This is a genomic window from Siccirubricoccus soli, from assembly GCF_024178315.1.
Classification (GTDB): Bacteria; Pseudomonadota; Alphaproteobacteria; order Acetobacterales; family Acetobacteraceae; genus Siccirubricoccus; species Siccirubricoccus soli.
Genome location: NZ_JAMZIK010000030.1, coordinates 40,996 through 64,821 on the forward strand (window position 1 = coordinate 40,996; position 23,826 = coordinate 64,821).

21 protein-coding genes are annotated in these 23,826 nt (G+C 72.0%); 10 read left to right on the plus strand and 11 right to left on the minus strand.

Features of this window, described 5'->3' with window-relative positions; translation table 11 throughout:
• Positions 1 to 74: 74 nt before the first annotated feature.
• Both NJ376_RS05535 and NJ376_RS05540 read right to left on the minus strand, forming a co-directional pair.
• Positions 75 to 1,079 (minus strand): NAD(P)-dependent oxidoreductase, encoded by a 1,005-nt coding sequence (locus tag NJ376_RS05535; protein ID WP_252952236.1) that lies wholly within the window; start codon positions 1,077 to 1,079, stop codon positions 75 to 77.
• 710 nt (positions 1,080 to 1,789) lie between these two features.
• Positions 1,790 to 2,611: a hypothetical protein gene (locus NJ376_RS05540; RefSeq protein WP_252952237.1), complete on the minus strand. Its 822-nt coding sequence runs from the start codon at positions 2,609 to 2,611 to the stop codon at positions 1,790 to 1,792.
• A gap of 341 nt (positions 2,612 to 2,952) precedes the next feature.
• Here NJ376_RS05540 and NJ376_RS05545 point away from each other — a divergent pair, with 341 nt between their 5' ends.
• A complete protein-coding gene (locus NJ376_RS05545) occupies positions 2,953 to 4,344 on the plus strand; it encodes a dipeptidase (protein ID WP_252952238.1) in 1,392 nt (463 codons plus the stop codon).
• Positions 4,345 to 4,522: 178 nt separating this feature from the next.
• On the opposite strand, the gene NJ376_RS05550 is transcribed toward NJ376_RS05545, so the two are convergent.
• Entirely contained in the window at positions 4,523 to 5,482 is a 960-nt protein-coding gene (locus tag NJ376_RS05550; protein ID WP_252952239.1) for a Bug family tripartite tricarboxylate transporter substrate binding protein, read from the minus strand.
• A gap of 299 nt (positions 5,483 to 5,781) precedes the next feature.
• Positions 5,782 to 6,750 (minus strand): Bug family tripartite tricarboxylate transporter substrate binding protein, encoded by a 969-nt coding sequence (locus NJ376_RS05555; RefSeq protein ID WP_252952240.1) that lies wholly within the window; start codon positions 6,748 to 6,750, stop codon positions 5,782 to 5,784.
• Positions 6,751 to 6,846: 96 nt separating this feature from the next.
• On the opposite strand from NJ376_RS05555, the gene NJ376_RS05560 reads away from it, so the two are divergent.
• On the plus strand, positions 6,847 to 7,494 hold the full coding sequence (locus tag NJ376_RS05560) for an enoyl-CoA hydratase/isomerase family protein (RefSeq protein ID WP_252952330.1): 648 nt from the start codon (positions 6,847 to 6,849) through the stop codon (positions 7,492 to 7,494).
• Positions 7,491 to 8,234 carry an enoyl-CoA hydratase/isomerase family protein gene (locus NJ376_RS05565; RefSeq protein WP_252952241.1) on the plus strand — a complete coding sequence of 248 codons (744 nt, stop codon included), beginning with the start codon at positions 7,491 to 7,493 and terminating at the stop codon, positions 8,232 to 8,234. The genes NJ376_RS05560 and NJ376_RS05565 overlap by 4 nt, the downstream gene beginning before the upstream one ends.
• Before the next feature lie 54 nt (positions 8,235 to 8,288).
• Here NJ376_RS05565 and NJ376_RS05570 read toward each other — a convergent pair whose 3' ends face one another.
• Positions 8,289 to 9,017: a class I SAM-dependent methyltransferase gene (locus NJ376_RS05570; RefSeq protein WP_252952242.1), complete on the minus strand. Its 729-nt coding sequence runs from the start codon at positions 9,015 to 9,017 to the stop codon at positions 8,289 to 8,291.
• A 22-nt stretch (positions 9,018 to 9,039) separates the two neighbouring features.
• Complete coding sequence (locus NJ376_RS05575) at positions 9,040 to 10,665, minus strand: GMC family oxidoreductase (RefSeq protein WP_252952243.1); 1,626 nt, start codon at positions 10,663 to 10,665, stop codon at positions 9,040 to 9,042.
• A gap of 106 nt (positions 10,666 to 10,771) precedes the next feature.
• Here NJ376_RS05575 and NJ376_RS05580 point away from each other — a divergent pair, with 106 nt between their 5' ends.
• Both NJ376_RS05580 and NJ376_RS05585 read left to right on the plus strand, forming a co-directional pair.
• Positions 10,772 to 12,199 (plus strand): FAD-binding oxidoreductase, encoded by a 1,428-nt coding sequence (locus tag NJ376_RS05580; protein WP_252952244.1) that lies wholly within the window; start codon positions 10,772 to 10,774, stop codon positions 12,197 to 12,199.
• 342 nt (positions 12,200 to 12,541) lie between these two features.
• On the plus strand, positions 12,542 to 12,805 hold the full coding sequence (locus NJ376_RS05585) for a winged helix-turn-helix transcriptional regulator (RefSeq protein WP_252952245.1): 264 nt from the start codon (positions 12,542 to 12,544) through the stop codon (positions 12,803 to 12,805).
• Here the strand turns inward: NJ376_RS05585 and NJ376_RS05590 are convergent.
• Positions 12,772 to 14,382, minus strand: coding sequence for a cisplatin damage response ATP-dependent DNA ligase (locus tag NJ376_RS05590; protein ID WP_252952246.1), 1,611 nt, complete (start codon positions 14,380 to 14,382; stop codon positions 12,772 to 12,774). The two genes, NJ376_RS05585 and NJ376_RS05590, sit on opposite strands and share 34 nt — an antisense overlap.
• A 56-nt stretch (positions 14,383 to 14,438) precedes the next feature.
• On the opposite strand from NJ376_RS05590, the gene NJ376_RS05595 reads away from it, so the two are divergent.
• The gene (locus tag NJ376_RS05595; RefSeq protein ID WP_252952247.1) at positions 14,439 to 15,224 is read left to right on the plus strand and encodes a hypothetical protein; all 786 of its coding nucleotides are present in this window, start codon (positions 14,439 to 14,441) and stop codon (positions 15,222 to 15,224) included.
• A 22-nt stretch (positions 15,225 to 15,246) separates the two neighbouring features.
• On the opposite strand, the gene NJ376_RS05600 is transcribed toward NJ376_RS05595, so the two are convergent.
• Positions 15,247 to 16,269: a ligase-associated DNA damage response exonuclease gene (locus NJ376_RS05600; protein WP_252952248.1), complete on the minus strand. Its 1,023-nt coding sequence runs from the start codon at positions 16,267 to 16,269 to the stop codon at positions 15,247 to 15,249.
• A gap of 359 nt (positions 16,270 to 16,628) precedes the next feature.
• Between NJ376_RS05600 and NJ376_RS05605 the strand changes: the two genes are divergently transcribed.
• On the plus strand, positions 16,629 to 17,657 hold the full coding sequence (locus NJ376_RS05605) for a sensor histidine kinase (RefSeq protein ID WP_252952249.1): 1,029 nt from the start codon (positions 16,629 to 16,631) through the stop codon (positions 17,655 to 17,657).
• Positions 17,658 to 17,949: 292 nt separating this feature from the next.
• On the opposite strand, the gene NJ376_RS05610 is transcribed toward NJ376_RS05605, so the two are convergent.
• Together NJ376_RS05610 and NJ376_RS05615 are read right to left on the minus strand one after the other, a co-directional pair.
• Positions 17,950 to 18,861: a cyclase family protein gene (locus tag NJ376_RS05610; RefSeq protein ID WP_252952250.1), complete on the minus strand. Its 912-nt coding sequence runs from the start codon at positions 18,859 to 18,861 to the stop codon at positions 17,950 to 17,952.
• Positions 18,861 to 20,090 (minus strand): MFS transporter, encoded by a 1,230-nt coding sequence (locus NJ376_RS05615; RefSeq protein WP_252952251.1) that lies wholly within the window; start codon positions 20,088 to 20,090, stop codon positions 18,861 to 18,863. The genes NJ376_RS05610 and NJ376_RS05615 overlap by 1 nt, the downstream gene beginning before the upstream one ends.
• Before the next feature lie 491 nt (positions 20,091 to 20,581).
• Between NJ376_RS05615 and NJ376_RS05620 the strand changes: the two genes are divergently transcribed.
• Positions 20,582 to 21,853, plus strand: coding sequence for an alkaline phosphatase family protein (locus tag NJ376_RS05620; protein WP_252952252.1), 1,272 nt, complete (start codon positions 20,582 to 20,584; stop codon positions 21,851 to 21,853).
• A 130-nt stretch (positions 21,854 to 21,983) separates the two neighbouring features.
• The gene (locus NJ376_RS05625) at positions 21,984 to 22,232 is read left to right on the plus strand and encodes a hypothetical protein (protein WP_252952253.1); all 249 of its coding nucleotides are present in this window, start codon (positions 21,984 to 21,986) and stop codon (positions 22,230 to 22,232) included.
• 68 nt (positions 22,233 to 22,300) lie between these two features.
• Here NJ376_RS05625 and NJ376_RS05630 read toward each other — a convergent pair whose 3' ends face one another.
• Entirely contained in the window at positions 22,301 to 22,723 is a 423-nt protein-coding gene (locus tag NJ376_RS05630) for a DUF1489 family protein (protein ID WP_252952254.1), read from the minus strand.
• 125 nt (positions 22,724 to 22,848) lie between these two features.
• On the opposite strand from NJ376_RS05630, the gene NJ376_RS05635 reads away from it, so the two are divergent.
• Positions 22,849 to 23,826 (plus strand): UDP-glucuronic acid decarboxylase family protein, encoded by a 978-nt coding sequence (locus NJ376_RS05635; RefSeq protein ID WP_252952255.1) that lies wholly within the window; start codon positions 22,849 to 22,851, stop codon positions 23,824 to 23,826.

Genomic DNA, 23,826 nt, shown 5'->3' on the forward strand with positions numbered 1-23,826 from the left:
GTCGGCAGGTTGAGCCTGCGCGCTATCCGCTCAGGGTTCCGAAGCTCTTTCGGCCTTTGGCGGGAGACAGCCCCTCAACCGATCCCCAGCCGCTTCAGCCGGAAGGCCTCTGCCGCATTCACCGCATGCTCCGGCACCCTGCCCTCCGCCAGCGCCCGCACCTGCGCCACCGTGTCGAAGGCCTGGTGCTCGATCGCCTCCGGCGTCAGCCCGCCGATATGCGGCGTGGCGATCACCTTCGGGTGCCGCGCCAGGGCGAGGCTCGGCATCTGGTCCGGCGCCCGGCCGACATCCAGCGCCGCCCCGGCCAGGTGCCCGCTTTCCAGCGCCGCCAGCAGCGCCACCTCCTCCACCAGGTTGCCGCGGGAAGGGTTGATGAAGAAGGCCCCGCGCGGCATGCACGCGAAGGCGGCGGCGTCCATCAGATTCTCCGTCTGCTCATTCGCCACGGCGAGGCAGACGAGGATGTCGCATTCCGGGAGCATCTCCTCGAGCGGCAGGTGCTCGATCCGCGCATCCTCCGGCGTCGCATGCGGGTCCGCCACCAGCACCCGCATGCCGAGGGTGAGGCCGAGCGGCGCCAGATACCGCCCGATGGCGCCATAGCCGATGATGCCGAGCGTGCTGCCCGCAAGCTGCCGCCCCATCTTCGCCGTCGGCACCTGCCCGGCATGGTACTCCACCGTCGCGGCGGTGATGCCACGGCAGAGATCCACCATCATCCCCAGCACCAGCTCCGCCACCGCCGGCACGAAGCCCGCCGTCGCCTGCGTCACCAGCACGCCCGCCCGGCTTGCCGCGGCAACGTCCACGTTGCGGATGTCGATGGCGCAGCGGTGGAAGGCGATGAGGTCCGGCGCGTTCTCGAAGGTCGTCGCTTCGCCCGGGGACTGCCGGTAGGAGATGATGCAGTGGCAGCCCGCCGCGGCCTCCGCCAGCTCCCGCCCCGCCAGGTGGCGGCCGGTCTCGTTCAGCCTGACCTCCGCCACTTCGCGCAGCGCCGCCAGGGCGCGGTCGCCGTAGTAATTCGCCAGCGCCTCCGGCGGGTGCGTCAGATAGACCTTCAGTCGGTTGCGCATGGCGTGTCTCCCTGCGGGAAAGGCTGAACGTGGTGGATCAGGGCGGGATCTTGGGCCGCCGAATCGGGCGCGCCCAGGCCACCGCGCCTTTCCGGGGCGAGCGGGCCCTGGCGAGGCAACCTGGGATGATGGCGGCGATTGCGCCGCCGCTGCAATTCACCGCCGCAGGGCATGACCAGGAATGACCCGGCATGCACCCAGGCTGACGGCGGCAGGCCAGCCGGGCCGCGCAGCCGCCGACGGCGAACCGCAGCCATCGGGCCGTTGGGATGGAGGTGGCCTATGGCGGCCCCTTCTCGGCGCCCAGGCAGAGGGGCGCCCCCTGGAGCCGACGATGCTCGGCCGCTTGAGGGATGGCCGTGCGGTCTCGGCGGCGGCGGACCCGAAGGGGCTCAGCCAAGCAGCGGCTGCCATGCGCGCCATCGCTGGCGGCTGGCGCAGCCCGCCGGCCAGGGAGTCGCCTTGCACACAATCAGCCCAGAGGGGCACGGCCACCTTCCTGTGCCTTGCGTCCGGCGCAGAACTTCCCATCGGGCGGGACCAGCGAAGCGGCCATGACGCCCAGCAAAGGCGTCGTGAAGCGGCATCCCGCCGGGGGCCGTCCGGCCTGGGGCAGATCGCCGTAGGGCGGCGTTGCCCGAAGGCGCGAATCTGCGCTACGAGCAAAGGCGTAGAGCGTTCCCGGTGAACGCATCCGAACCGAAAATGCTCTAGCTGCCGGCGCGCGGCCAGTCCGCCGGCCGCAGCGGGACCAGCAGGTCATGCACGCCACGCGTACTCCAGTGGCGGGCGGCGAATTGCAGGCTGGCCCAGAACAATACGCTGCTGCCAGCCATTTCGAGGAATTCCTCCAGGCAGATTACCGCCAGATCGGTGCCGCGCAGCCGCCCCGCTTCCACCTCGCCCTCGGGGAAGACGAAATTGCCGGCCGCCTCCACACCGATGGCCCCTGCCATGAGCAGGCAGATCCCGGTGAGCAGCTGCCGCGGCGCGCCGGGAACCTGGCCGAGAAAGCGCGCCAGCCGGTGGACGCCACAGGTCATCGCCAGCGCCGCCGGCAGCCCGATGGCGAAGACCCAGAGCCCGGTCCGGTGGAAGGCCGTGCCGGTGCGGTCCCCGATCAGCTCGTCCAGTTCGACGCCCGCCCGCTCATGCAGGCCGCTGACCTCGTCCACCGACATGGCGATGAAGGCGGCCGCCAGGAGGCCGAGCATCCAGCCGGCGCGATCCACGCGCCGGCTGCGCAGCGCCACCAGCGCGAGCAGGAGGCCGGCGAGCAGGAGCTTCGCCGAGGACCACCAGGCCGGCAGGTTCCCTTCCTCGTCGAGGTAGATCAAGATCGGGATACGGCCGGACAGCGCGAAGGCCAGCAGATTGGCGACGACAAGGGCGAGATCCACAGCCAGCAGCGCCCCCAGCAACACGCCGCCGAAGCGCGGCAGCAGCGCCTCTGCCGGGTCGGGATCGCGGCGCGACAGGGTGGCGTCCGGCAGCCGGGCCGCCATCGTGGCCGTGGTAGGGGAAAGCTTCATCCGCTCGCGCTTCCTTCCAGCCTTCGCCCCTGCGGCCGCAACCGATCTCCGGCCGCGGAAGGCAGCGCAGGAACCGGCAGGCGCAGGGCAGGTCGACATGACAATTTTCTTAAGCAGAAATGTATACGTCGTTATGTTTCGACCCTGCTGCGCAGCGGCGCAATCCACGTTCCACGACCGCACGAATTCCCGCCAACGTGCCAGACAGCACGATGAGGACTAGTGGTTGAAGTTGTGGGAACCATGTCGCGGTCCCGTTCGCGGAAGGCGACCCTGCTCCCCCCCCGCGGAGCCGCCCCGGCCCTCGCGCAGGATGCGAGGGGATGGTGTAGCCTCCGCCTATGAGCACCTGTCTTGACAGCATCCTCGCCGAGATCGATGCCGGCGCCGCCGCCGCCCGCGACCGCCTGATCAACTGGCTCCGCATCCCGAGCATCAGTGCCCAGCCGGCCCATGCCGCGGATTGCCTGCGCGCCGCCGACTGGGCCCGGGAACACCTGGCCGCCATCGGCTTCCGCGCCGAGATCCGCCCGACCGCCGGCCACCCTTGCGTCGTCGCCCACCACCCGGGCACCGGCGGCAAGGCGCCGCACCTGCTCTTCTACGGCCATTACGACGTGCAGCCGGCCGACCCGCTGAGCCTCTGGCGCTCCCCGCCCTTCGAGCCCGCGATCATGGAGGGCCCGCACGGCCCGCGCGTGGTCGCCCGTGGCGCGGTGGACGACAAGGGCCAGGTCGCCATGTGGCTGGAGGCGCTGCGCGCCTGGCACGTCGTGGCCGGCGGCCCGCCCTGCCCCGTCACCGTGCTGCTGGAAGGCGAGGAGGAGGTCGGCAGCCCGAGCCTCGACGCCTTCCTCGCCGCCAACCGGGCGGAGCTGAAGGCGGATGTCGCCGTCATCAGCGACACCGGCATGTGGGACATCGCGACGCCTGCCATCACCACGCGGCTGCGCGGCATGGTCTATGCGCAGATCGACCTCTTCGCCGCCTCGCGCGACCTGCATTCCGGCCTCTATGGCGGCGCGGCGCTGAACCCGATCAACGCCCTCACCCGCATCCTGGGCGAGTTGCAGGATGCCGATGGCCGCATCCAGATCCCCGGATTCTATGAGGGCATCCAGCCGGTCTCCAACGTCCAGGCGGCGGAATGGGCGGCGCTCGGCTTCGACGAGGCGGCCTTCCTCGGCGAGATCGGGCTGAAGACGCCCGCCGGGGAGCGCGGCCGCGGCGCGCTGGAACGGCTCTGGGCCCGGCCGACCGCCGATCTCAACGGCATCTGGGGCGGCTATACCGGCGAGGGCGGCAAGACCGTCATCGCCGCGGAGGCGCATGCCAAGCTTTCCTGCCGCCTCGTCCCCGGCCAGGACCCGCAGAAGGTGGCGGCCGGCATCCGGCAATTCGTCATGGACCGCCTGCCGCCGGATGCGCGGGCGGAGGTGAGCATCCTGAACACCACGCCGGGCATCGAGGTGCCGGCGGACAGCCCCTGGGTGCAGGCGGCGCGCGGCGCATTGGCGGCGGAATATGGCAGGCCCGCCGTGCTGGTCGGCAGCGGCGGCTCCATCCCGGTGGTGGAGAGCCTGAAGCGGCTGCTGGGGCTGGACAGCCTGCTGGTCGGCTTCGGGCTGAATGACGACCAGGTGCACAGCCCGAACGAGAAGTTCGAGCTGACCTGCCTGCACAAGGGCGCCCGCAGCCATGCGCGGATGCTGGCGGCGTTTGCGGGGAGGTAAGGGGGGCTCCGCCCCGGGCCCAGGCAGGGCTCTGCCCCTGCACCCCGCCGGGGCCAGGACCTGGCCCCGGACCCCGGTGTGAGTTGGCAAGGCTGAACCGGTGGGTCTGAAACCCAGACCGGGGTCCGGGGGATGGTCCGCCCCCCGGCGGGGGTTTGGGGGCGGCGCCCCCAACCTTCTACTCCGCCTTCAACCCCGCCTGCGCCACCACCTGCCGCCACATCGGCAGCTCCATGTTCAGCCTCGCGGCCAGGGTCTCCGGCCCGGCCAGCAGCAGCGCGGCGCCGTTCTCCGCCATACGCCCGGCCAGCGCGCTGCTGCGGAAGCCTTCCAGCGCCCCTGCCAGCTTCTGCGCCACCTCCGGCGGCGTGCCCTTCGGCCCGAGCAGCGCGAACCAGATGCTCAGCGCCGCGCCCGGCACCATCTCCTGCAGGCAGGGCACCTCCGGCAGCACCGGGCTGCGCGCCGTGCCGCTCTGGCCGATGAAGACGGCCCGCCCTTCCTTCACATGCGGCATGCCGGTGGCGAGATCGACCGACATCAGATCAATGTCCCCGCCGAGGAAGGCGCCGACCATCTGCCCGCCGCCGCGATAGGGCACATGCGTCCACTCGATGCCGGCCCGCAGCGCGAAGAGGGCGCTGAGCATATGCGTGGTGGTACCATTGCCGGAGGAGCCGATAGTGATTGCACCCGGCTGCGCCTTGGCCAGCGCGATCAGCCCGGCCAAGTCCTTCACCCGGCCATTCGGCCGCGCCGCGAAGCCCATCGGCGCTTCGGAGATGAGGGAGATGGGCAGCAGATCCTTCTGCGGGTCATAGCCGATCTCCGGCTGCAGGGCCGGCTGGATGGCGATAGCGCCGGTGGTGAAGAGAAAGGTGTGGGCATCCTGCGAGGCGATGACAGCCTGTGTGCCGACCGCACCGCCCGCGCCGCCGCGGGTTTCCACCACCACCGACTGCCCGAGCACCGGGGCCAGCGCCTCCGCCAGGAAGCGGGCGGGGATTTCCACCGGGCCGCCGGCGGCGAAGGGCACGATGAAGCGCAGCGGCCGGCTGGGCCAGTGCGGCTGGGCGAGGGCAGGCATGGCAAGGCCCGGCAGGGCGAGGGTGGCGGCGAGCCATTCCCGGCGATGCATGAAGCGACTCCTGAAGCGCTGTGACGTTCCCCCTTGCTGTCTGTCCCGGCTTTAGAGCGTTTTCGGTTTACATGCGTACACCGAAAACGCGCTACGCCTTTGTTGGCAGAGCAGATTCACGCCTACGGGCGATGCCGCCCTACGGCGATCTGCTCTAGCCTCGCCGGCCTAATCAGTCGTTAGGGCCAGGCGAAGCGGGGCGGTGGTGGCATGCCCGGGCTCGTGCTGGAGCGATGCTTTCGCCCGGGCCTGCAGTCGCATGCTGTGCGTCCCGGCAAGCCCTCCCGGGCCATCACGCCTCACTCCGCCCGCAGATTCGCTGCGGCGGCAATGCGCTTCCATTGCGGCACCTCCCGCGCCATGCGTTCGGCCAGCGATGCGGGCGGCGTCAGCAGCAACTCCACCCCGGTACCGCGGAAGCGCTCGGCGAGCGCGCTGCCGTCCCGCAGCGGGGCGATCTCCGTGGCCAGCCGCTCCGCCAGCCCGGGCGGCAGGCCGCGCGGGCCGAAGAAGCCGTACCAGATGGTGATGACGTAGTCCGGCACCCGCTCCATCGCGGCCGGCACCTCCGGCAGGGCGGGGATCCGGCCGCGTCCGGTCACGGCGATGGCCCGCAGCCGCTTCTCCCGCAGATGCGGCATCGCCTCCCCCATGCCGGTCACCATCAGATCGGTATCGCCCGCGTAGAGCGCATTCACCGCCTGGGCCGCGCCGCGATAGGGCACATGCAGCAGATCGACGCCCGCCATGCTGCAGAACAGCGCCCCGCCGAGATGGGTGGTGGAGCCGGCGCCGGAGGAGCCGTAGCTGATGCTCCCCGGCTTCGCCCGCGCCTTGGCCAGCAGCTCCTCCAGATCGCGCACCGGGCTGTCCGGCCGCGCCAGGAAGATCATGGGCGCATCGGTCAGCAGCGAGACGGGGGTGAAATCCGCCAGCGGATCGAAGCCCGGCTCCTTCATCAGCGCGGGCAGGATGGCGATGGCGCTGGTCGTCACCAGCATCAGATGCGGGTCGTTCGCCTGCGCCACGCTCTGGATGCCGAGCGCGCCGCCGGCGCCCGGCTTCGCCTCCACGATCACCGGCTGGCCAAGCCGGGGCGAGAGCTGCTCGGCAATGAAGCGTGCCGGGATCTCCACCGGCCCGCCGGGCGCGAAGGGCACGATGAAGCGGATGGTGCGGCTGGGCCAGGGCGCCTGCGCCAGGGCCGGACAGGACAGCGCCAGGGGCGAGGCCAGGCCGGCCAGCAGGGCGCGGCGGGGGACGCGCATTTCGGTTTCCTCCGGTTTGGTGCCAGCATGGCGCCGGGGCCGGGACAGGGACAAGGGCCGTCCCGCCCCGCAGGAAGATGGGAGAGCGACGCCTTGGTGCTGCTGGTGGAGGAACATGGCCGGGTCCGCGTGTTGCGGCTGAACCGTCCGGAAAAGCGCAATGCCCTGAACGGCGCGCTGGTGGAGGCGATCATCGCCGGGCTGCGCGCCGCCGACGAGACGGATTCCATCGCGGCCGTGGTGATCGCGGGCGCCGGCGCCGGCTTCTCCGCCGGTGCCGACCTCGGTGAGCGCGCCGGCCTGGATGACGCGGCGCGCCAGGCCCGCTCCGCCCTGAACGCGGCGCTGATGGCAGCACCTGCGCAGACCGGCAAGCCGGTGGTCGCCGCGGTGCAGGGCGCGGTGGTCGGCGCCGGCGCCTCCCTCGCCCTTTCCTGCGACATGGTGGTGGCGGCGGAAGGCGCGCGCTTCCTCTATCCGGAGGCGAAGCACGGCATCTACCCCTCCCTCGTCGCGCCGATGCTGCTGCGGGCGCTGGGGCCGAAGGACTGCTTCGAGTTGCTGACCACTGGCCGCCCCCTGCCCGCCGAGGAGGCCCGCGCCCTCCGCCTGGTGAACCGCGTGGTGCCGGAAGCCGCGCTGCTGGAGACCGCCTGCGCCCTCGCCGAAACCGCCGCCACCTACGGCCCCGAGAAGATGCGCCGCATCAAGGCCATGCTGAACGCCGAGGGCGCGCCGCGATGAGTGAGGTGCTGCGCTACGCCGGCGACGAGCGCGGCGTGGTGACGCTGACGCTCGACCGCCCCGAGGCGCGCAACGCCTTCAACCTGGCCCTGGCCGAGGCGCTGGCCCTCGCCTGCCGCCGCGCGACGGAGGACGGCGCGAAGCTGGTGCTGCTGCGCGCCGCCGGTCCGGTCTTCTGTGCCGGCGCCGACCTGAAGGAGCGCCAGGGCATGAGCGACGAGCAGGTGCGCGCCCGCCGCCTGCGCGGCTTCCTGGCCTACGCCGCCATCGAGGCCCTGCCGATGCCGAGCATCGCCGTGGTGGCGGGGCCGGCGGTCGGCTCCGGCGTCGAGATCGCCGCCGCCTGCGACTTCATCCTCGCCACGCCGGCCGCCAGCTTCCGCACGCCGGAGGCCCTCTGGGGCACGGTGGGCGCGACCCAGCGCCTGCCGCGGGTGCTGGGGGCGCGGCTTGCCAAGGACATGATGTTCACCGGCCGCACCCTCTCTGCCGAGGAGGCGCTGGCCCATGGGCTGGTGTCACGGCTGGTGGCGCCGGAGGCCTTGGAAGCGACGGTGGAGGAGATTGCCGCCACCATCGCCAAGGCACCGCCTGCCGCCATGCGGATGGCCAAGCGCTGCATCGCCGAAGGGCTGGACCGCGACCCGCGCGGCGCGCTGGCGACCGAATTGCTGGCGCTCGAGGAGAACCTGGCGGCGGCGGAGTGGAAGAAGGCGATGGCCGCGTTCGGGAAGGGCTGAGGCCGTCCCTGGAGCAGTATCCGATCAGGTGGAATCACCTGATCGGATACTGCTCTAGCGCGTGGCGGCGACCAGCAGCAGCATCGGCCGGTCCATCTCCTCGGCCAGGGCGGGCTGCGCGGCGAGCTGTGCTGGCGTCGGGTGCCATTCCTGCACCTCGCGCAAGGTGAAGCCCGCCCGGATCAGGGTGGTGAGCGTGGTGCCGAGGGTTCGGTGCTGCTTCGCCACGCCCTTGGCGAGCCAATCCGTCCGCCGCTCGCCTTCCACCGCATAATGGTCCACCGCCCAGCTCCGGCCGCCGCCCTCCCGCACCATCCAGCCCGGCTGCCGGGAGGCCATGTAGATCGGGTGCTCGATGGTGAAGACGAAGCCCGCCCCCGGCACCAGCGCCCGGTGGACCATGCGCACCAGCCGGCCGAAATCCTCGATGTAGTGGAGGGCCAGGGAGCTGTAGGCGAGGTCGAACCCGGCCTCGGGCAGCTCCAGCCGTTCCAGGTCGGCCTGGAGAAAGGTGATGGCGGGATCCGCCGTGCCGCTGCGGGCGCGCGCCAGCATCTTCGTCGAGAGGTCCACGCCCAGCACCTGGGCGGCGCCCTGCGCGGCCGCCCAGCGCGCGAACCAGCCGAAGCCGCAGCCGAGATCGACGACGCGCCGCCCCCGCAATGGCGGCAGCATCGCCCGGATGGCAGGCCATTCCGGCGCCCCCTCCAGCCCGAGGCGGGAGCGCGGCAGCCGGCTATAGCCTTCGAAGAAATCCGGCCTGTCGTAGATGTTCTGGGCCATGACCTTCCGCCATGCGCCAGGCTCAGGCGGCCAGGCGCTGCTTCGCCGCCGCCTTCACCATGTCGGCGCATTTCTCGCCGATCATGATGGCCGGCGCATTGGTGTTGCCCGAGACCACCGTCGGCATGATGGAGGCATCCGCCACGCGCAGCCCCTCGATGCCGCGCACCCGCAGCTCCGGGTCCACCACGCTCGCCGGGTCGCCGCCCATCCGGCAGGTGCCGCTCGGATGATAGATCGTGCCGCCGGTTCGGCGGATCCACTCCAGCCAGTCCTCGTCGCTGACCGCGCCGGGGCCGGGCGCAATCTCCTCCTCCACCCAGCGGGACAGGGCCGCGGTCTGCGCCAGCCGCCGGCCGAGCTTCGCCCCCTCGATCATGCAGCGCCGGTCGGTCTCGGTCGCCAGGTAGTTCGCATGGATCAGCGCCTTGGCGCGCGGGTCTGGGCTCGCGAGGGTGATGGTGCCGCGGCTTTCCGGACGAAGCTGGCAGACGCTGAGCGTCATGCCCGGGAAGGGGTGCAGCTCCAGCATCGTCGCGCTGGTGCTGAAGGGCAGGAAATGGAACTGCACATCCGGCGTCGCGCTGCCCGGCAGCACGCGCGCGAACAGCCCCGCCGTGCCGGCGCTGACCGTCAGCGGTCCGGTGCGCCTCAGCGCGAATTCCGCCCCCATCAGCGCCTTGCCCCACCAGGTGCGGGTGCGGGTGTTCATGCTGGCCTTCTGGTTCACCCGGTAGGCCAGCCGCGCCTGGAAGTGGTCCTGCAGGTTCCGCCCCACCGAAGGCAGGTCGTGCACCACCGCGATCCCCATCTCCTGCAGATGCGCCGCCGGCCCGATGCCGGAAAGCATGAGCAGATGCGGGGAGGCGATGGCGCCGCCGCAGAGGATCACCTCCCGCACCGCCTTGATGGTCAGCTTGGCGCCATGCCGCTCCAGCTTCACCCCCGCGGCGCGGCGGCCTTCCAGCAGCAGGCCGGTGCTGTGCGCGTCGGTGACGACCGTCAGGTTCGGCCGACCCCGCGCCGGCTTGAGATAGGCGGTGGCGGCGGAGCAGCGCCAGCCATTGCGGGAGGTGGTCTGGTAGAAGCCCGCCCCCTCCTGCTCCGCGCCGTTGAAATCATCGTTGCGCGGCAGGCCCAGCTCCACGGCGGCCTCGATGAAGCTTTCGGCCAGCGGGTTGCGGTCGCGCAGGTCGGAGACGGCCAGCGGCCCGCCCTTGCCATGCAGCGCGCTCGCCCCGCGCTCCTGGTCCTCGGAGCGCTTGAAATAGGGCAGCACATCCTCGAAGCCCCAGCCGGTGCAGCCGAGCTGGCGCCAATGGTCGTAATCCGCGTGCTGGCCGCGGACATAGAGCAGCCCGTTGATGGCGGAGGAGCCGCCGAGCGTCCGCCCGCGCGGCCAGGGCACCCGCCGCCCGCCGAGATTCGGCTCCGGCTCCGTCATCAGGTTCCAGGAGAGGGTCGGGTGGTACATGGTCTTGGCGTAGCCGATCGGCACATGCAGCCAGGGGTTCCGGTCCCGTCCGCCGGCCTCCAGCAGCACCACCGTCACCGAGGGGTCCTCCGAGAGCCGGGCCGCCACCGCGCAGCCGGCGGAGCCGGCCCCCACCACCACGTAATCCGCGCTCAACGGCAGAACCTCGGCCATTCTCTCCCCCATCTGTCCTTGGCCGTGCAGGAAAGCGCATCACGGCGGCGGGGGCCAGGGGGGCGGAGGGCTTGAAGCCCGTGGCCGCACGGCGGAGAGTCACCGCATGAGGAACGTCGAAACGAGCCAGGTCGAGACCCTGGCCGCCCTGCTCGGCCCGCGCCACTGCCTGACGGCGGCGGAGGACATGGCCCCCTATGCGGTGGATTGGCGCGGCACCTGGCGCGGCCAGCCCCTCGCCGTGCTGAAGCCCGGCACGGTGGAGGAGGTCTCCGCCGCCGTCGCTGCCTGCGCCGAGGCCGGCATCGCCGTGGTCCCGGCCGGCGGGCGCACCGGGCTGTGCGGCGCGGCGGTGGTCTCGCCCGGCGGCCCGCCCGCCGTGGTGCTGAGCCTGGAGCGGCTGAACCGCATCCGGGACGTCGATGCCCGCGACTTCTCCCTGGTGGCCGAGGCCGGCTGCGTGGTGCAGCGTGTGCAGGAGGCGGCGGCGGAGGCTGGGCGGCTGTTTCCCATCGCCTGGGGCGCCCAGGGCAGCGCCCAGATCGGCGGCATGCTCAGCACCAATGCCGGGGGCATCCGCACCCTGCGCTGGGGCAATGCGCGCGAACTGGTGCTCGGCCTGGAAGTGGTGCTGCCGGATGGCCGCGTGCTGAACGATCTGCGCCGGGTGCGGAAGGACAATAGCGGCTACGCGCTGCGCCACCTCTTCCTCGGCGCGGAGGGCACCCTCGGCGTCATCACCGCCGCGGCGCTGCGCCTGGTGCCGGCCCTGCAGCGGGTGGAGACGGCCTTCCTTGCCGTCCCCTCCCCCGATGCGGCGCTCAGCCTGCTCGGCCGCATGCTGGGCAGCGGGGCGGAGGTGATCGCCTGCGAGTTGATCCAGCGCATCTGCCTGGAGATGGTGGCGGAGCACGGCCCGCATCTCCGCCTGCCTTTGCCGCTCGAAAGCCCCTGGTACGTCATGGTGGAGCTCGCTGCGGCGCATCCGGCGGTGCCCGTGCGCGCCATGCTGGAATCCGCGCTGGAAGCGGCGCTGGAGGCCGGCGAGTGCACCGATGCCGTGCTGGCGGAGAATGAGGCGCAGCGGCGGGATTTCTGGCGCATCCGGGAGGATTTCCCGGAATTCTCCCGCATGGCCGGCCCCTCCATCGCCACCGACACCGCCGTGCCGGTCTCCGCGGTGCCGGAATTCCTGGCGCGGGTGGAAGCGGCGCTGGCGGCGCGCTGGCCGGAGGGGCGGATGGTCGCCATCGGCCATGCCGGCGACGGCAACATCCATGTCGGGCTGAAGGCGCCGCCCGGCGTAACGCGCGAGGCATGGGCGGCCCGCGCCGGCGCGGCGGACATGGTGGTGAACGAGATCGCCATGGCGCTCGGCGGCAGCTTCAGCGCGGAGCACGGCATCGGCGTCTCCAAGCTGCATGTGATGCGGGCGCTGAAGGACAAGCTGGCGCTGGAGATGATGCGGGCGATCAAGCAGACGCTGGATCCGCGTGGGGTGATGAATCCGGGGAAAGTCCTGCCTGAGGGTTGAGGGAGGGCGCTGCCCTCCCTCAAACTCCCACCCGCAGAGGGCCGAAAGGCCCTTTGAACCCATGAGTTTCGCGGCTGAACTGTCGGGTCCGAACTCATGGTTTCCAAAGGCCCTTCGGCGTTTGGCGGGTGGAGCTCGAGGAGGGCAGAGCCCTCTTCGACCTAGAGCAGATCGCCCTAGGGCGGCATCGCGCGAATGCGTGAATCTGCTCTGCAAACAAAAGCGTAGAGCGTTTTCGGTGAACGCATGTGAACCGAAAATGCTCTAGAACCCTCCAGCACAACCTTGCCGATCGACCTGCCACTCTCCACCAGCCCATGCACGCGGCGCGGAGTCTCGGCCGTGATCCGCGCGCTGCGCCGGCGCCTCGGCCAGATCACCCAGCGCATGCCGACGAAGCAGTTGCGGGAGCTGGAGGAGGCCGGGCTGGTGCTGCGCGCCATCCATGCGGAGGCGCCGCCGCGGGTCGAATACGCCCTCACCGCCTCGGGCCAGGGCCTCCGCCCCGTGCTGCTGGCGCTGGAGCAATGGGGCCAAGGCTGGATGGCGGCGCGCGGGCAGGTGCCCGTCGATCAGCCCTCCTCCGGCCGCGCCGCCGCCACGTAGCTCATCAGGTTCTCAAGGCGGTCCGCCTCGCTCGCCGGCTTGTCGGTGCGGATGCGGGCGATGCGAGGGAAGCGCAGCGCGACGCCGGATTTGTGCCGGGTGGAGAGCTGCGCCGCGTCGAAGATCACCTCCAGCACCAGCGCCTTCTCCACCTCCCGCACCGGGCCGAAGCGGCCGGTGGTGTGGTTGCGGATCCAACGGTCCAGCCAGGTGAGCTCCTGGTCCGTGTAGCCGGAATAGGCCTTGCCCACCGGCACCAGCTCCTCGCCCCCCTGCCCGTCCGGCCGCCACAACCCGAAGGTGTAGTCGGAGTAGAAGCTGCTGCGCTTGCCATGGCCGCGCTGGGCATACATCAGCACGGCGTCGATCGAGAGCGGCGCCCGCTTCCACTTCCACCACAGCCCCTTGACGCGCCCGGCGACATAGGGGCTGTCCGCCCGCTTCAGCATCAGCCCCTCGATGGAGGCGGCACGCGCCCCCTCGCGGATCTCCGCAAGCTGGGCGACGGAGGCAAAGGCGATCTGCGGCGAAAGGTCCATCCGCGCCGGGGCGTGCCGCGCCACCCATGCCTCCAGCCGCGCCCGGCGCTGGTCGAAGGGCAGGCCGCGCAGATCCTCCGTGCCCTCGAACAGCAGGTCATAGAGCCGGACGCCGGCCGGGTAGTCCTTCTGCATCTTCGGTGTCACGACCTTGCGGTTCAGCCGCTGCTGCAGATCGGCAAAGGGCGCCACCTCGCCCTCCCGGACCACCAGCAGCTCGCCATCCAGCACGGCGTGGAAGTTCATCGCCTCGATGATCTCGGGGAAGGCGCCGGAGACATCCTCCCCGCCCCGGCTCCACAGCCGCCGCCCGCCCGGCCCGGCGGTGAGCTGCACCCGAATGCCGTCCCATTTCCACTCCGCCCGCCACTGCGCCGGATCCAGCGCTGCGAGGTCGGCATCCTCCAGCGGGTGCGCCAGCATCAGGGGCCGGAAGACCGGCGCCTCCCGCGGGTCCGGGCGCTCCGCCTTGCCCTCCAGCCAGTGGAACAGGGCGGTGTAGGGCGGCGCGACGCCGTGCCACACCTCCTCGATCTCCTCCACCGCCCGGCCGGACCATTCGGCCAGCGCCACCCGCGCCAGCCGGCCGGAGACGCCGACGCGCAACCCCCCGGTGATGAGCTTGATCAGCGCCAGCCGCCCGGTGGCATCCAGCGCATCCAGCCATCCGGCGATCAGCCCTGGCAGCTCCGCCTTCGGCGTCAGCTCCAGCGCCTCCACCACCTCGGCCAGGTCCGGGGCCGGCGTGTTCACCCCCTCGCGCTCCGGCCAGATCAGCGCCACCGTCTCGGCGAAATCGCCGACATAGTCATGGCTCAGCGCCAGCAGCACCGGGTCGGTGCGGGCGGCCACCATGTCCCGGATCAGGGCCGGCTTGGCGGCGGTGAAGACCAGCTCCCCGGTCAGCGCTGCCAGCCCCACCCCGCGGTCCGGGTCCGGCTGGGTGGCGTACCAATCCCGCAGCAGGGCCAGCTTGGCGAGGCGCCCGGGGGTGAAGACCAGCCGTTCCAGCAGGGCGGCGAAGGCGGGCAGGCTCATGCCGGTTTCACTTTTCCGTGGCGGGACGCGGGGGTTTTCGGGCAGAACCCGGTCCCGTGTCCGAGGCCCTTCTCACCCGCGGCCCGGCCGCGCGCTTCCTGCCGGCAGCGGGAACGGCGCCGGCCCTGGCCTTCTCCATCTGCACCCTGGTGAATGACCGGGCGCAGCACGCCGCCATGGCGGAGAGCTTCGCCGCCGGCGGCTTCGGGCCGGAGCGGGCCGAGTTCATCGCCATCGACACCACGGAGGGCGCCGGCTGCGATGCCTTTCAGGGCATTCCCCGCCTGCTGGAAGCCGCGCGCGGCCGCTACGTGATCCTCTGCCACCAGGATGTCCGGCTGCTGGAGGAGGGCGCCGAGGCGCTGCTGGCCCGGCTGGCGGAGCTCGACCGGCTGGACCCGGACTGGGCACTGGCCGGCAATGCCGGCGGCACGCCGGAGGGGGAGCTGGCGATCCGCATCTCCGACCCCTATGGCGAGGATCAGCGGCGCGGCCGGCTGCCGGCCCGGGCGGTGAGCCTCGACGAGAATTTCCTCGTGCTCCGCCGCGCGGCGCCGATCGGGCTTTCGGCCGACCTGGCGGGATTCCATCTCTACGGCGCCGATCTCTGCCTGCAGGCCGGGCTGGCCGGGCGCGGTGCCTGGGTGATCGACTTCCATCTGCGGCATCTCAGCCCGGGGCGGAAGGATGCCAGCTTCCACGCGGCCCAGGCGGGGTTCGAGGCGAAATACGCGGCGCTGCCGACGCGCCTCCGCCGCATCCGCACCACCTGCACGAAGCTCGATCTTCGCCGCTCCCGCCTCGGCCGCTGGCTGTGGCGCCGGCGGCGCGGCCTCGGCTAGGCCGGGACGCCGGCAGGCCCGCTCAGGCCGCATCCACCCCCTCCTCCTCCTCGCCCAGCCCCACCAGGTGCAGCGCCCGGCCCCGCACCCCGCGCTGCGCCAGCGCATGCACCAGCGCATCGTCCCGCCCATGCGTCACCCACACCTCCGGCGCCCCCACCTCGGCGATGGTGCGCAGCAGGTCATCCCAATCGGCGTGGTCGGAGATCACCAGCGGCAACTCCACCCCGCCCTGCTTTGCCCGCTGCCGCACCCGCATCCAGCCGGAGGCCATGCACACCACGGGATCCTCCAGCCGCCGCGCCCAGCGATCCGCGATGGCCGAGGGCGGCGCCAGCACGATGGCGCCGCGCAGCGCGGATTTCTCCGCCACCGTCGCCGGCCGCAACTCGCCGAGTTCCACCCCCAGCTCCTGGTACAGCCGGCAGAGCGGGATCAGCGTGCCATGCAGCCAGATCGGCTGCTGCCACCCCGCCTGCCGCAGCAGCGCGATCAGCCGCTGCGCCTTGCCCAGCGCGTAGCAGCCGATGACATGCGTCCGCTCCGGGAACAGCGCCACGCTGCGCAGCAGGCGGCCGATCTCCTGCGCCGGCGGCGGGTGGCGGAAGACCGGCAGGGCGAAGGTCGCCTCGGTGACGAACACGTCACAGGGCACCGGCTCGAAGGAGGCGCAGGTCGGGTCCGGCTGGCGCTTGTAGTCGCCCGAGACCAGCGCCCGCGCGCCCCCATACTCCAGCACCACCTGGGCGGAGCCGAGCACATGCCCGGCCGGCACCAGCCGCAGCGCCACCTCGCCGAGGCGCAGCGTCTCGCCATAGGCCAGGGCCTGCTGGCGGTCCCCCGCCCCCTCGCCCATCCGCGCCCGCATGATGGCCAGCGTCTCCGCCGTGGCCAGCACCGCCCCATGACCCGGCCGCGCATGGTCGGCATGGCCATGGGTGATCACCGCCCGCGCCACCGGCCGCGTCGGGTCGATGAAGACCCCTGCCGGGGCGCAGAACAACCCCTGCGGCGTCACCCGCAGCCACTGCTCCGGTGGCGTCATCCTCCTGCCCCGCCCTGCATCGCCCCGCCTCTCCCCGCTGCTGCCCGCCTGTTCCCGCGCTTCCCTGCCTTGTCCCGCCTTTCTCCGCCCATCGCCACCACGCCAGGCGCCGCCCCGGACCCGGAGCCGGGGCGCCCGGCCCGGCCGGGAAGGCGCCGCAGATTCCGCCGCCGCCGCTGCATCAAAGCTGCGCCAGCCACGCGCTCTTGTGCTTCCCAGCGGCCGGAGCCCGGCCTATCCCGCTGCCGGGACGAGTCCCGGGGCCCATATGGCCGGGATATGCAACTCGGCGGTCCATGGCGCGTCCACGGCTCCGGCGGGGATTGAGTGAAGGGCAGCACGGCATGGGAGAGGCGGAGGTGCAGGGACAGCCACCCCCCGCAGCCGAGCCGACCGAAGCCGAGCTCCGCTTCCGCGCCCTCGCCGACCAGGCGCCGCTGATGATCTGGCGCTGTGATACCGACCGCCAGTGCGATTTCGTCAACCGCCCCTGGCTGGACTTCACCGGCCGGCCGATGGAACGCGAGCGCGGCTCCGGCCGGCTGGAGCTGGTGCATCCGGAGGACGCCGCCGCCTGCCTCGCCGTCTTCGCCGCCGCCTTCGAGAAGCGGGAGGAGTTCCAGGTCGAGTACCGGCTGCGCCGGCATGACGGCGCCTGGCGCTGGCTGCGGGAGCATGGCAGGCCGCTGACCGAGGGCGATGCCTTCGGCGGCTACATCGGCGCCTGCACCGACATCACCGAGATGCGGGAGGCCCAGGCGGGCCGCCAGGCGGCGGTGCAGGCGCGGGAGGAGCTGCTCTCCGAGCTGCACCACCGGGTGAAGAACAACGCCCAGGCCACGACCTCCTTCCTCAGCCTGCAGGCGGCCCGGGCCAGCGACAAGCTGGTGGCCCAGGCGCTGCGCGGCGCCGCCATGCGGGTGATGCTGGCAACGCTGGTGCAGGATCGCATGTTCCGCGTGGTGGACGATGCCGGGCTGGAGCTGGGCGAGGAGCTGGGCACCGCCGCCCGCGCCGCGCTGGAGGTGGCCGGCCGGCCCGGGCTGCGGCTCGAGATCGACCTGCAGCTCAGGCTGGAGCTGCCAGTGGCGCAGGTGCAACCCCTGGCGCTGATCGTGAACGAGCTGGTGGTGAACGCCGCCCGCCACGCCTTCCCCGGCCGCTCGAACGGCACCATCCGGCTGGCGCTGCGCCGGGGGGAGCCCGGCCAGGTCGAGCTGCTGGTGGAGGATGACGGCATCGGCCTGCCGGAGGCGACGCCGCGCAACACGCCCTCGGGCAGCCTCGGCCTGCATCTGGTGCCGCTGCTGGCCCGCCAGGCCCGCGCCAGCCTGCGCCTCGAGAGCGGCAGCGGCACCCGGGCGACGCTGCGCTTCCCCGCGGGTTGAGTGCAGGCGACCGCCGGCCCGGACAGGGCTGCCGGACCCGCCGCTTGGCGCGGCAGGCAGCGGCGGCCGTCCTGGCGTGCCCGCAGAACCCGCCGCCACCCGCCATCCTGCCGTGGCTTTGCCGCGCAAGCTCCCGGGCCTCCGGCGCTCCGGGGGTCCGAGGACGCCGCGCGGCCTCCTGGGCCCTTCCTAGAGCATGCTGCGTTCGCTTGCGCTCCCGCAGCCTGCTCCAGGCCGTTGTTTCGCGAGCATCTTCACGCGTTCAGATGAGTCCATCTGAACGCGATCTGCTCTAGATCAGGGCGACGGGCCGCACCGGCGCGCCGGTCGCGCCCCGCATCTTCGGCGGCAGCAGGATCAGGCAGAAGCGGCTGACGCCCGCCGCCGCGATCTCCTCCAGCGCCAGGTTCTCGATGATGTGCACCCCGGCCTCCGCCAGGCAGTGCTGGTGGACCGGCAGCGCCTTGCTGTGGTCCGGGTTCGGCAGCACCTCCAGCGCCATGTTGTCGGCGCCGATCGCCACCACCCCCTGGCGCGTCAACCACTCCGCGGCCGGCACGTCGATGCCCGGCGCGCCGGCGAGGTAGCGGGCATTGTCCACGGCGAAGTAGCAGCCCCAGCCGGTGCGGATCAGCGCGATGTCGCCCGGCTCCACCGCGAAGCCGGCCTTGGCCGCCGCCGCCTCCAGCTCCTCCGGCGTCACCACCCGGCCGGGCCCGAGATGCGCCCCGCCATCAAGGCCTGCCACGTCGAAGAGCAGGCCGCGGGTGATGAGCGGCGGGATCTTCTCGACGCCGAGCCGCAGTAGGCCCCAATCGCCCAGCGTCTCCGCCGCGTCGAAGCCGTTGTAGAGCCTGTCGCCCTTCGAGACATGGCCGAGCGCGTCGATATGCGTGCCGACATGCGCCGTCATCTCGATCCGCTCGACATTGCTGCCGGCGTCGTTGGTCATGCCCAGCCTGCGGCGGCGGCGGATGGAATCCCGCCAGGTGGCCCAGAGCATCATCAGGAAGGGCGGCTGGTTCGGCGCCATGTAGGGCGCATCCGCGCCGAAGACATGGGAGAGGTCGAAGACCTGCCCCGTCTCGATGCCCTTCAGCGCCGCCAGCCGCTTCTCCGGCGTCAGCAGGTTGGCGGCGCCCAGCTCGTCCTGCGGCCCCCAGCAGGCGCAGCCCCAGGGGCCGTGGTCGTGCGCGGCCGGCATCACGCCACCGCCCGGCGGGGCTGGCGCAGCGCCAGCCAGACGATCGCCGCCCCCACCACCGTCAGCAGGCCGAGCGAGAACCAGTTCAGCACGAACCAGCCGAGATGCTCCTGCAGCAGCCCGGCCAGGAAGCTGGCCGTCGCGGTGGTGCCGAAGATCAGGAAATCGTTCAGCGACTGGGTCTTGCCCCGCTCGTTCGGCCGGTAGCAGGTGGTGACCAGCGCGGTCGCGCCGACGAAGAGGAAGTTCCACCCGACGCCGTTCAGCATCAGCCCAAGCCGGAAATGCCAGGCGGAAATCCCCGCCAGCCCGCAGCCGACGCCGAGCGCCAGGACCAGCAGGCCGAGCGCCATGATCCGCGTCTCGCCGAAGCGGGTGATGAGCGCGCCGGTGAAGAAGGAGGGCACGAACATGCCCATCACATGCAGGAAGATCACCCAATGCGCCTCCGCATGCGGCATGCCGCAGGCGACGATGGCGAGCGGTGAGGCGCTCATCAGGAAGGACATCACGCCATAGGCCATCATCGCCGCGGTGACGGCGACGACGAAGCGCGGCTGGGCGGCGATCTCGCGCAGCGGCCGCGGCGGCGCCTCCGCCCGTCCCGTCCCGGCGGCGGCCGCCCGCGGCGGCGGCGGGAATTCGATGAAGGACATCAGGGTGAAGACGATGAGGTGCAGCACGAACATCGACGCGTAGGTCGCCAGATAGAGCGGCACCATCTGGTCATGTGTCAGCCGGGCGATGCTGGGGCCGAGGATGCCGGCGGCAACGCCTCCCGCCGTGACCCAGGAAATGGTCTTCGCCCGGTAGGCGGGCGGCGCCAGCTCCACCGCGGCGAAGCGGTACATCTGCAGGCTGGCCACCGCATAGCCGAGGATGAAGCCGCCGAGGCACATCAGCGGGAACATCGCGTGGTAGAGCCCGAGGCTGATGGTGACGGCGCCCACCATCCCGCAGATCGAGCCGAGCTTGAACCCGACCCGCCGCCCGAAGCGCTGCATCAGCAGCCCGGCCGGGAAGGCGGAGAGCATCACGCCGAGATGCTGCAGCGTCATCGGCAGGGTGGCGAGGTCGCGATTGGCGTAGAAGCTGATGACGGAGAGGGCGGTGGCCGAGGCCATCATCGTGTTCCCCGCCTGGCCGATCGCCTGGCAACAGGCGAGCAGCAGCAGGTTGCGCCGCATCCGCCCGGTCAGGCGCTGCGACTCTTCGGCGTTTCCAGACATGCGGGCAGAGTAGCCTTGCCGCGCCCTTGGGCAAGTTCTGCCCCTGGCATGGGCAATTCACGCATGGCGACAGGACAAGGTCCATAGGGCGGGCGATTTCACGCTGCGGCATCGAGGCTTGCGACAGGCTGCCGCGGCTTCCTCCGGCGCCACGCTCCCGCCGCGCCCAATCCACGCCGCCGGCTGCGCCCGCCGTCCCAGGCCGCCATCCGGACCGGCACGTGTCCGATGCCGATCCGTCACGCCCGGGCGCAACCGGCGCCCGCCGCCGTGGCGAGGAGCGGGATCGGCCAAGCTGCGTCAGCCAACCCGGCCCCATGCCGACCCGTGGAATTCACGCTGTCCGGCGGGAACGCCTCGCGGTCCCCCGCCGCAGCGGGCCGGGCGCCGCGCCCCGCCCCCGGGCTGGCCGGTGCGGCGCGGGGCTGCCACCGGCGCGGGTCTCGGGCATGCTCGCCGCCCACCCCCAGCGCCGGAGCCAGCCCGTCGCCATGACCGATCGCCTCGCCCTGCTCGTCATCCTGGACGGCCTCCGCCGCGACGCCCTTTCCCCGGAGCGGACCCCCAACCTCTGGCGGCTCATGGGCCGCGGCACCGCCTTCACCGGCTACCGCTCCATGTTCCCCAGCGCCACGCGCATCGTCTCGGCCAGCACCGCCACGGGCTGCCTCCCGGCCTCGCACGGGCTGGCGGGCAATTCCCTGGCGCTGCTGCGGGAGGATGGCACCCTGCTGCCCCTGGATGCCGGCGACCCCGGCTTCCTGCCCACCCGCCGCGCCCTGCGCGGCAGCGCGCTGGACCGCCCGACCCTGGCGGACCGCCTCGCGCCGCATGGCGGGGTTGCCATCTTCAGCAACGTCTCCCCCGGCGCCGCCCTGGCGCATGACCCGAACCGCAGCGGCCGGCTGGTGCAGCGCGCCATCGCCCATGAGCCGGGCCGGGAGGCGGCACCGGCCACCGACATCACCCTGGACGCCGCCGGCGACGCCAGGCTCACCGCCCGCTTCCTCGAGGAGGGCCTGGGCGGCGCCCTCGGCCTGCTCTGGCTGGGCGAGCCGGATGCCTCGCAGCACGCCCACCCGCTCGGCTCGCCCGCCGCCTGGGCCGCCATCACCGCCGCCGATACCAGGCTTGGCGAGGTGATGGCGGCGGTCGATCGCCGCCGCACCGCCGGGCAGGAGGTGCTGCTGCTGGCCGGCTCGGACCACGGGCATGAGACGGTGGAGGCGGTGATCGATGTGGAGGCGGAGCTGGCGGCGGCCGGGCTCGATCCGGGCGAGACCCTGGTCACCGCCTCCAACGGCACCTCGGTGCTGGTGCATCTGGCGCCCTCGCGGGATCCGGCCCCGGTGCTGGAATTCCTCCGCGCCCGGCCCTGGGTCGGCACGCTGCTGGAAGGCGAGGCGCTGGCCGCCGCCGGCCAGCGCCCGGGCGCCGAGGGGCTGATTGCCGCCATCGCCATGCGCCGACATGGCGGGGTCAACCAGTACGGCATCCCCGGCATGGCGCTGGCGGCGAAGCCGGTGGCCGGCAAGCCGGACCGCCTCGGCTGCGGCCAGCATGGCGGGCTCGGCGCGGCGGAGCAGGCGCCGGTGATGATCGCGGACGGGCCGGGCTTCGCCCCCGGCGGCCGCGACGCCGCCCCGGCCCGGCCGATCGACCTCGCCCCCACCCTCCTCGCCTTCCTCGGCCATGGCGATGCCGGCGTGCCGATGGATGGCCGCCCCCTGCAATCCCGCCCTTCGCAGCAGCCCCCCGGCTGAGGTCAGCCCCGCTCTGCCGGCCGCCGCGCGGCGTTGACCGATGGCCCAGCAACAGACAAGCTGCGACCTTGTCTGTGTACCACGCCGCCTTGGCACCCCCGTCTGGCGCCAAGGCGCAGAGGAGATGGAGATGCCACGGCTACGCCGCGTCGGATTGAAGACCTATCGGCAGCATCGGCTGGAGATGCTGGATGACGGCCATGAGGGCTGGGTGGTGGCGATCCATGCCCCGGATGACGGCGGGCAGGTGACGCTGCGCAACCACGTGCCGAGCGGCCTGGTGCAGCTTCTGGAGGAAGCCCGGCAGCAGGTGGACCGGCGGCTTGACCCGCGCCCCCTCGACGCCGTGGCCCCCGGCACCTCCAGCCCACGCCCTTGAAACTCACGGTGTCCAAAGGCCTTTCGGCCTTTGGTGGGGAGCCCGAGGGGCAACGCCCCTCGGGATGCCTATAGCAGCCCCAGGCTCCGCAGCTCCGCCCTGAGCGCCTCCGGCAGCTCCCCTTCCCCCTCCGCCTGCGCCATATCGGCAAGGTCCGGCGGCGCCGTCTCCGGCGCCAGGTAGCGCCAGCCCTGGAAGGGCTTCATCGGCCTTGCCGCCACCGGCACCAGCACCGGGTCCAGCACCAGCCCGGCGCAGGCGGACCCGTCCTCCCAATTCTCCTCCCGCACCTCCAGCAGGCGCTGGCGCACCTGCACGAAGCCGGCGACCACCCAGTAGATCGAGCCTCCCGCCACCAGCTCCGCCGCCCGCTTCGGGGCCATGCGGGTGCGGTGGCGCAGCGGCGGGTCTTCCGCCAGCCGGCGTTCCTGGATGGCGCGCAACTGGCCGACATCCTTCGGCCCGACGGAAAGCTTGATCAGGTGGAGCACGCCCCTGGTCTACCGCGCCCCGGCCAGGGCGCAAGCCGCCTCCCCGCCCCGGCTTCGTAACCATTGGCAAACCAGCGGCGCGCTATGCCTCCGAGGCTCTACCACGTCACAGGAGGTGCCGGCGGATGAAACGCGCACGCAAGCGGAGCCTGGTCACCGGCGGGGCCGGCTTCCTCGGCTCGCATCTCTGCGAAAGGCTGCTGGCCGCCGGCGCCGATGTCCTCTGCGTGGACAATTTCTTCACCGGCTCCCGCGACAATATCCGCCACCTGCTCGGCCATCCGAATTTCGAGGTGATGCGCCACGACGTCACCTTCCCCCTGTACGTCGAGGTGGACGAGATCTGGAACCTCGCCTGCCCGGCCTCGCCCGTGCACTACCAGCACAACCCGGTGCAGACGGTGAAGACCTCCGTCCACGGCGCCATCAACATGCTGGGGCTGGCGAAGCGCACCGGCGCGAAGATCCTCCAGGCCAGCACCTCGGAGGTCTATGGCGACCCCGCCCTGCACCCGCAGCCGGAGGAGTACCGCGGCAACGTCAACCCCATCGGCATCCGCTCCTGCTACGACGAAGGCAAGCGCTGCGCCGAGACGCTGTTCTTCGACTATCACCGGCAGAACGGCGTCAACATCCGCGTCGCCCGCATCTTCAACACCTATGGTCCGCGCATGCATCCGAATGACGGGCGCGTGGTTTCCAATTTCATCGTCCAGGCGCTGCGCGGGGAGGCCATCACCCTCTATGGCGATGGCAGCCAGACCCGCTCCTTCTGCTATGTCGACGACCTGATCGAGGGGCTGATCCGGCTGATGGATGCGCCGGACGACCTCGTCGGCCCGATCAATCTCGGCAATCCCGGAGAATTCTCCATCCGCGAGCTGGCGGAGCAGGTGCTGCGCCTCACCGGCAGCTCCTCCCCCTTCCTGCTGCGCCCCCTGCCGGCCGACGATCCGATGCAGCGCTGCCCGGACATCGCCAAGGCTCGGCGCTTCCTGGCCTGGGAGCCGCGCATCCCGCTCGCCGAGGGCCTCAGCCGCACCATCGACCATTTCACCGAGGCGCTGGGCCTGCGCCCCGCCCTCCTCGCCAGCCCGGCCTGA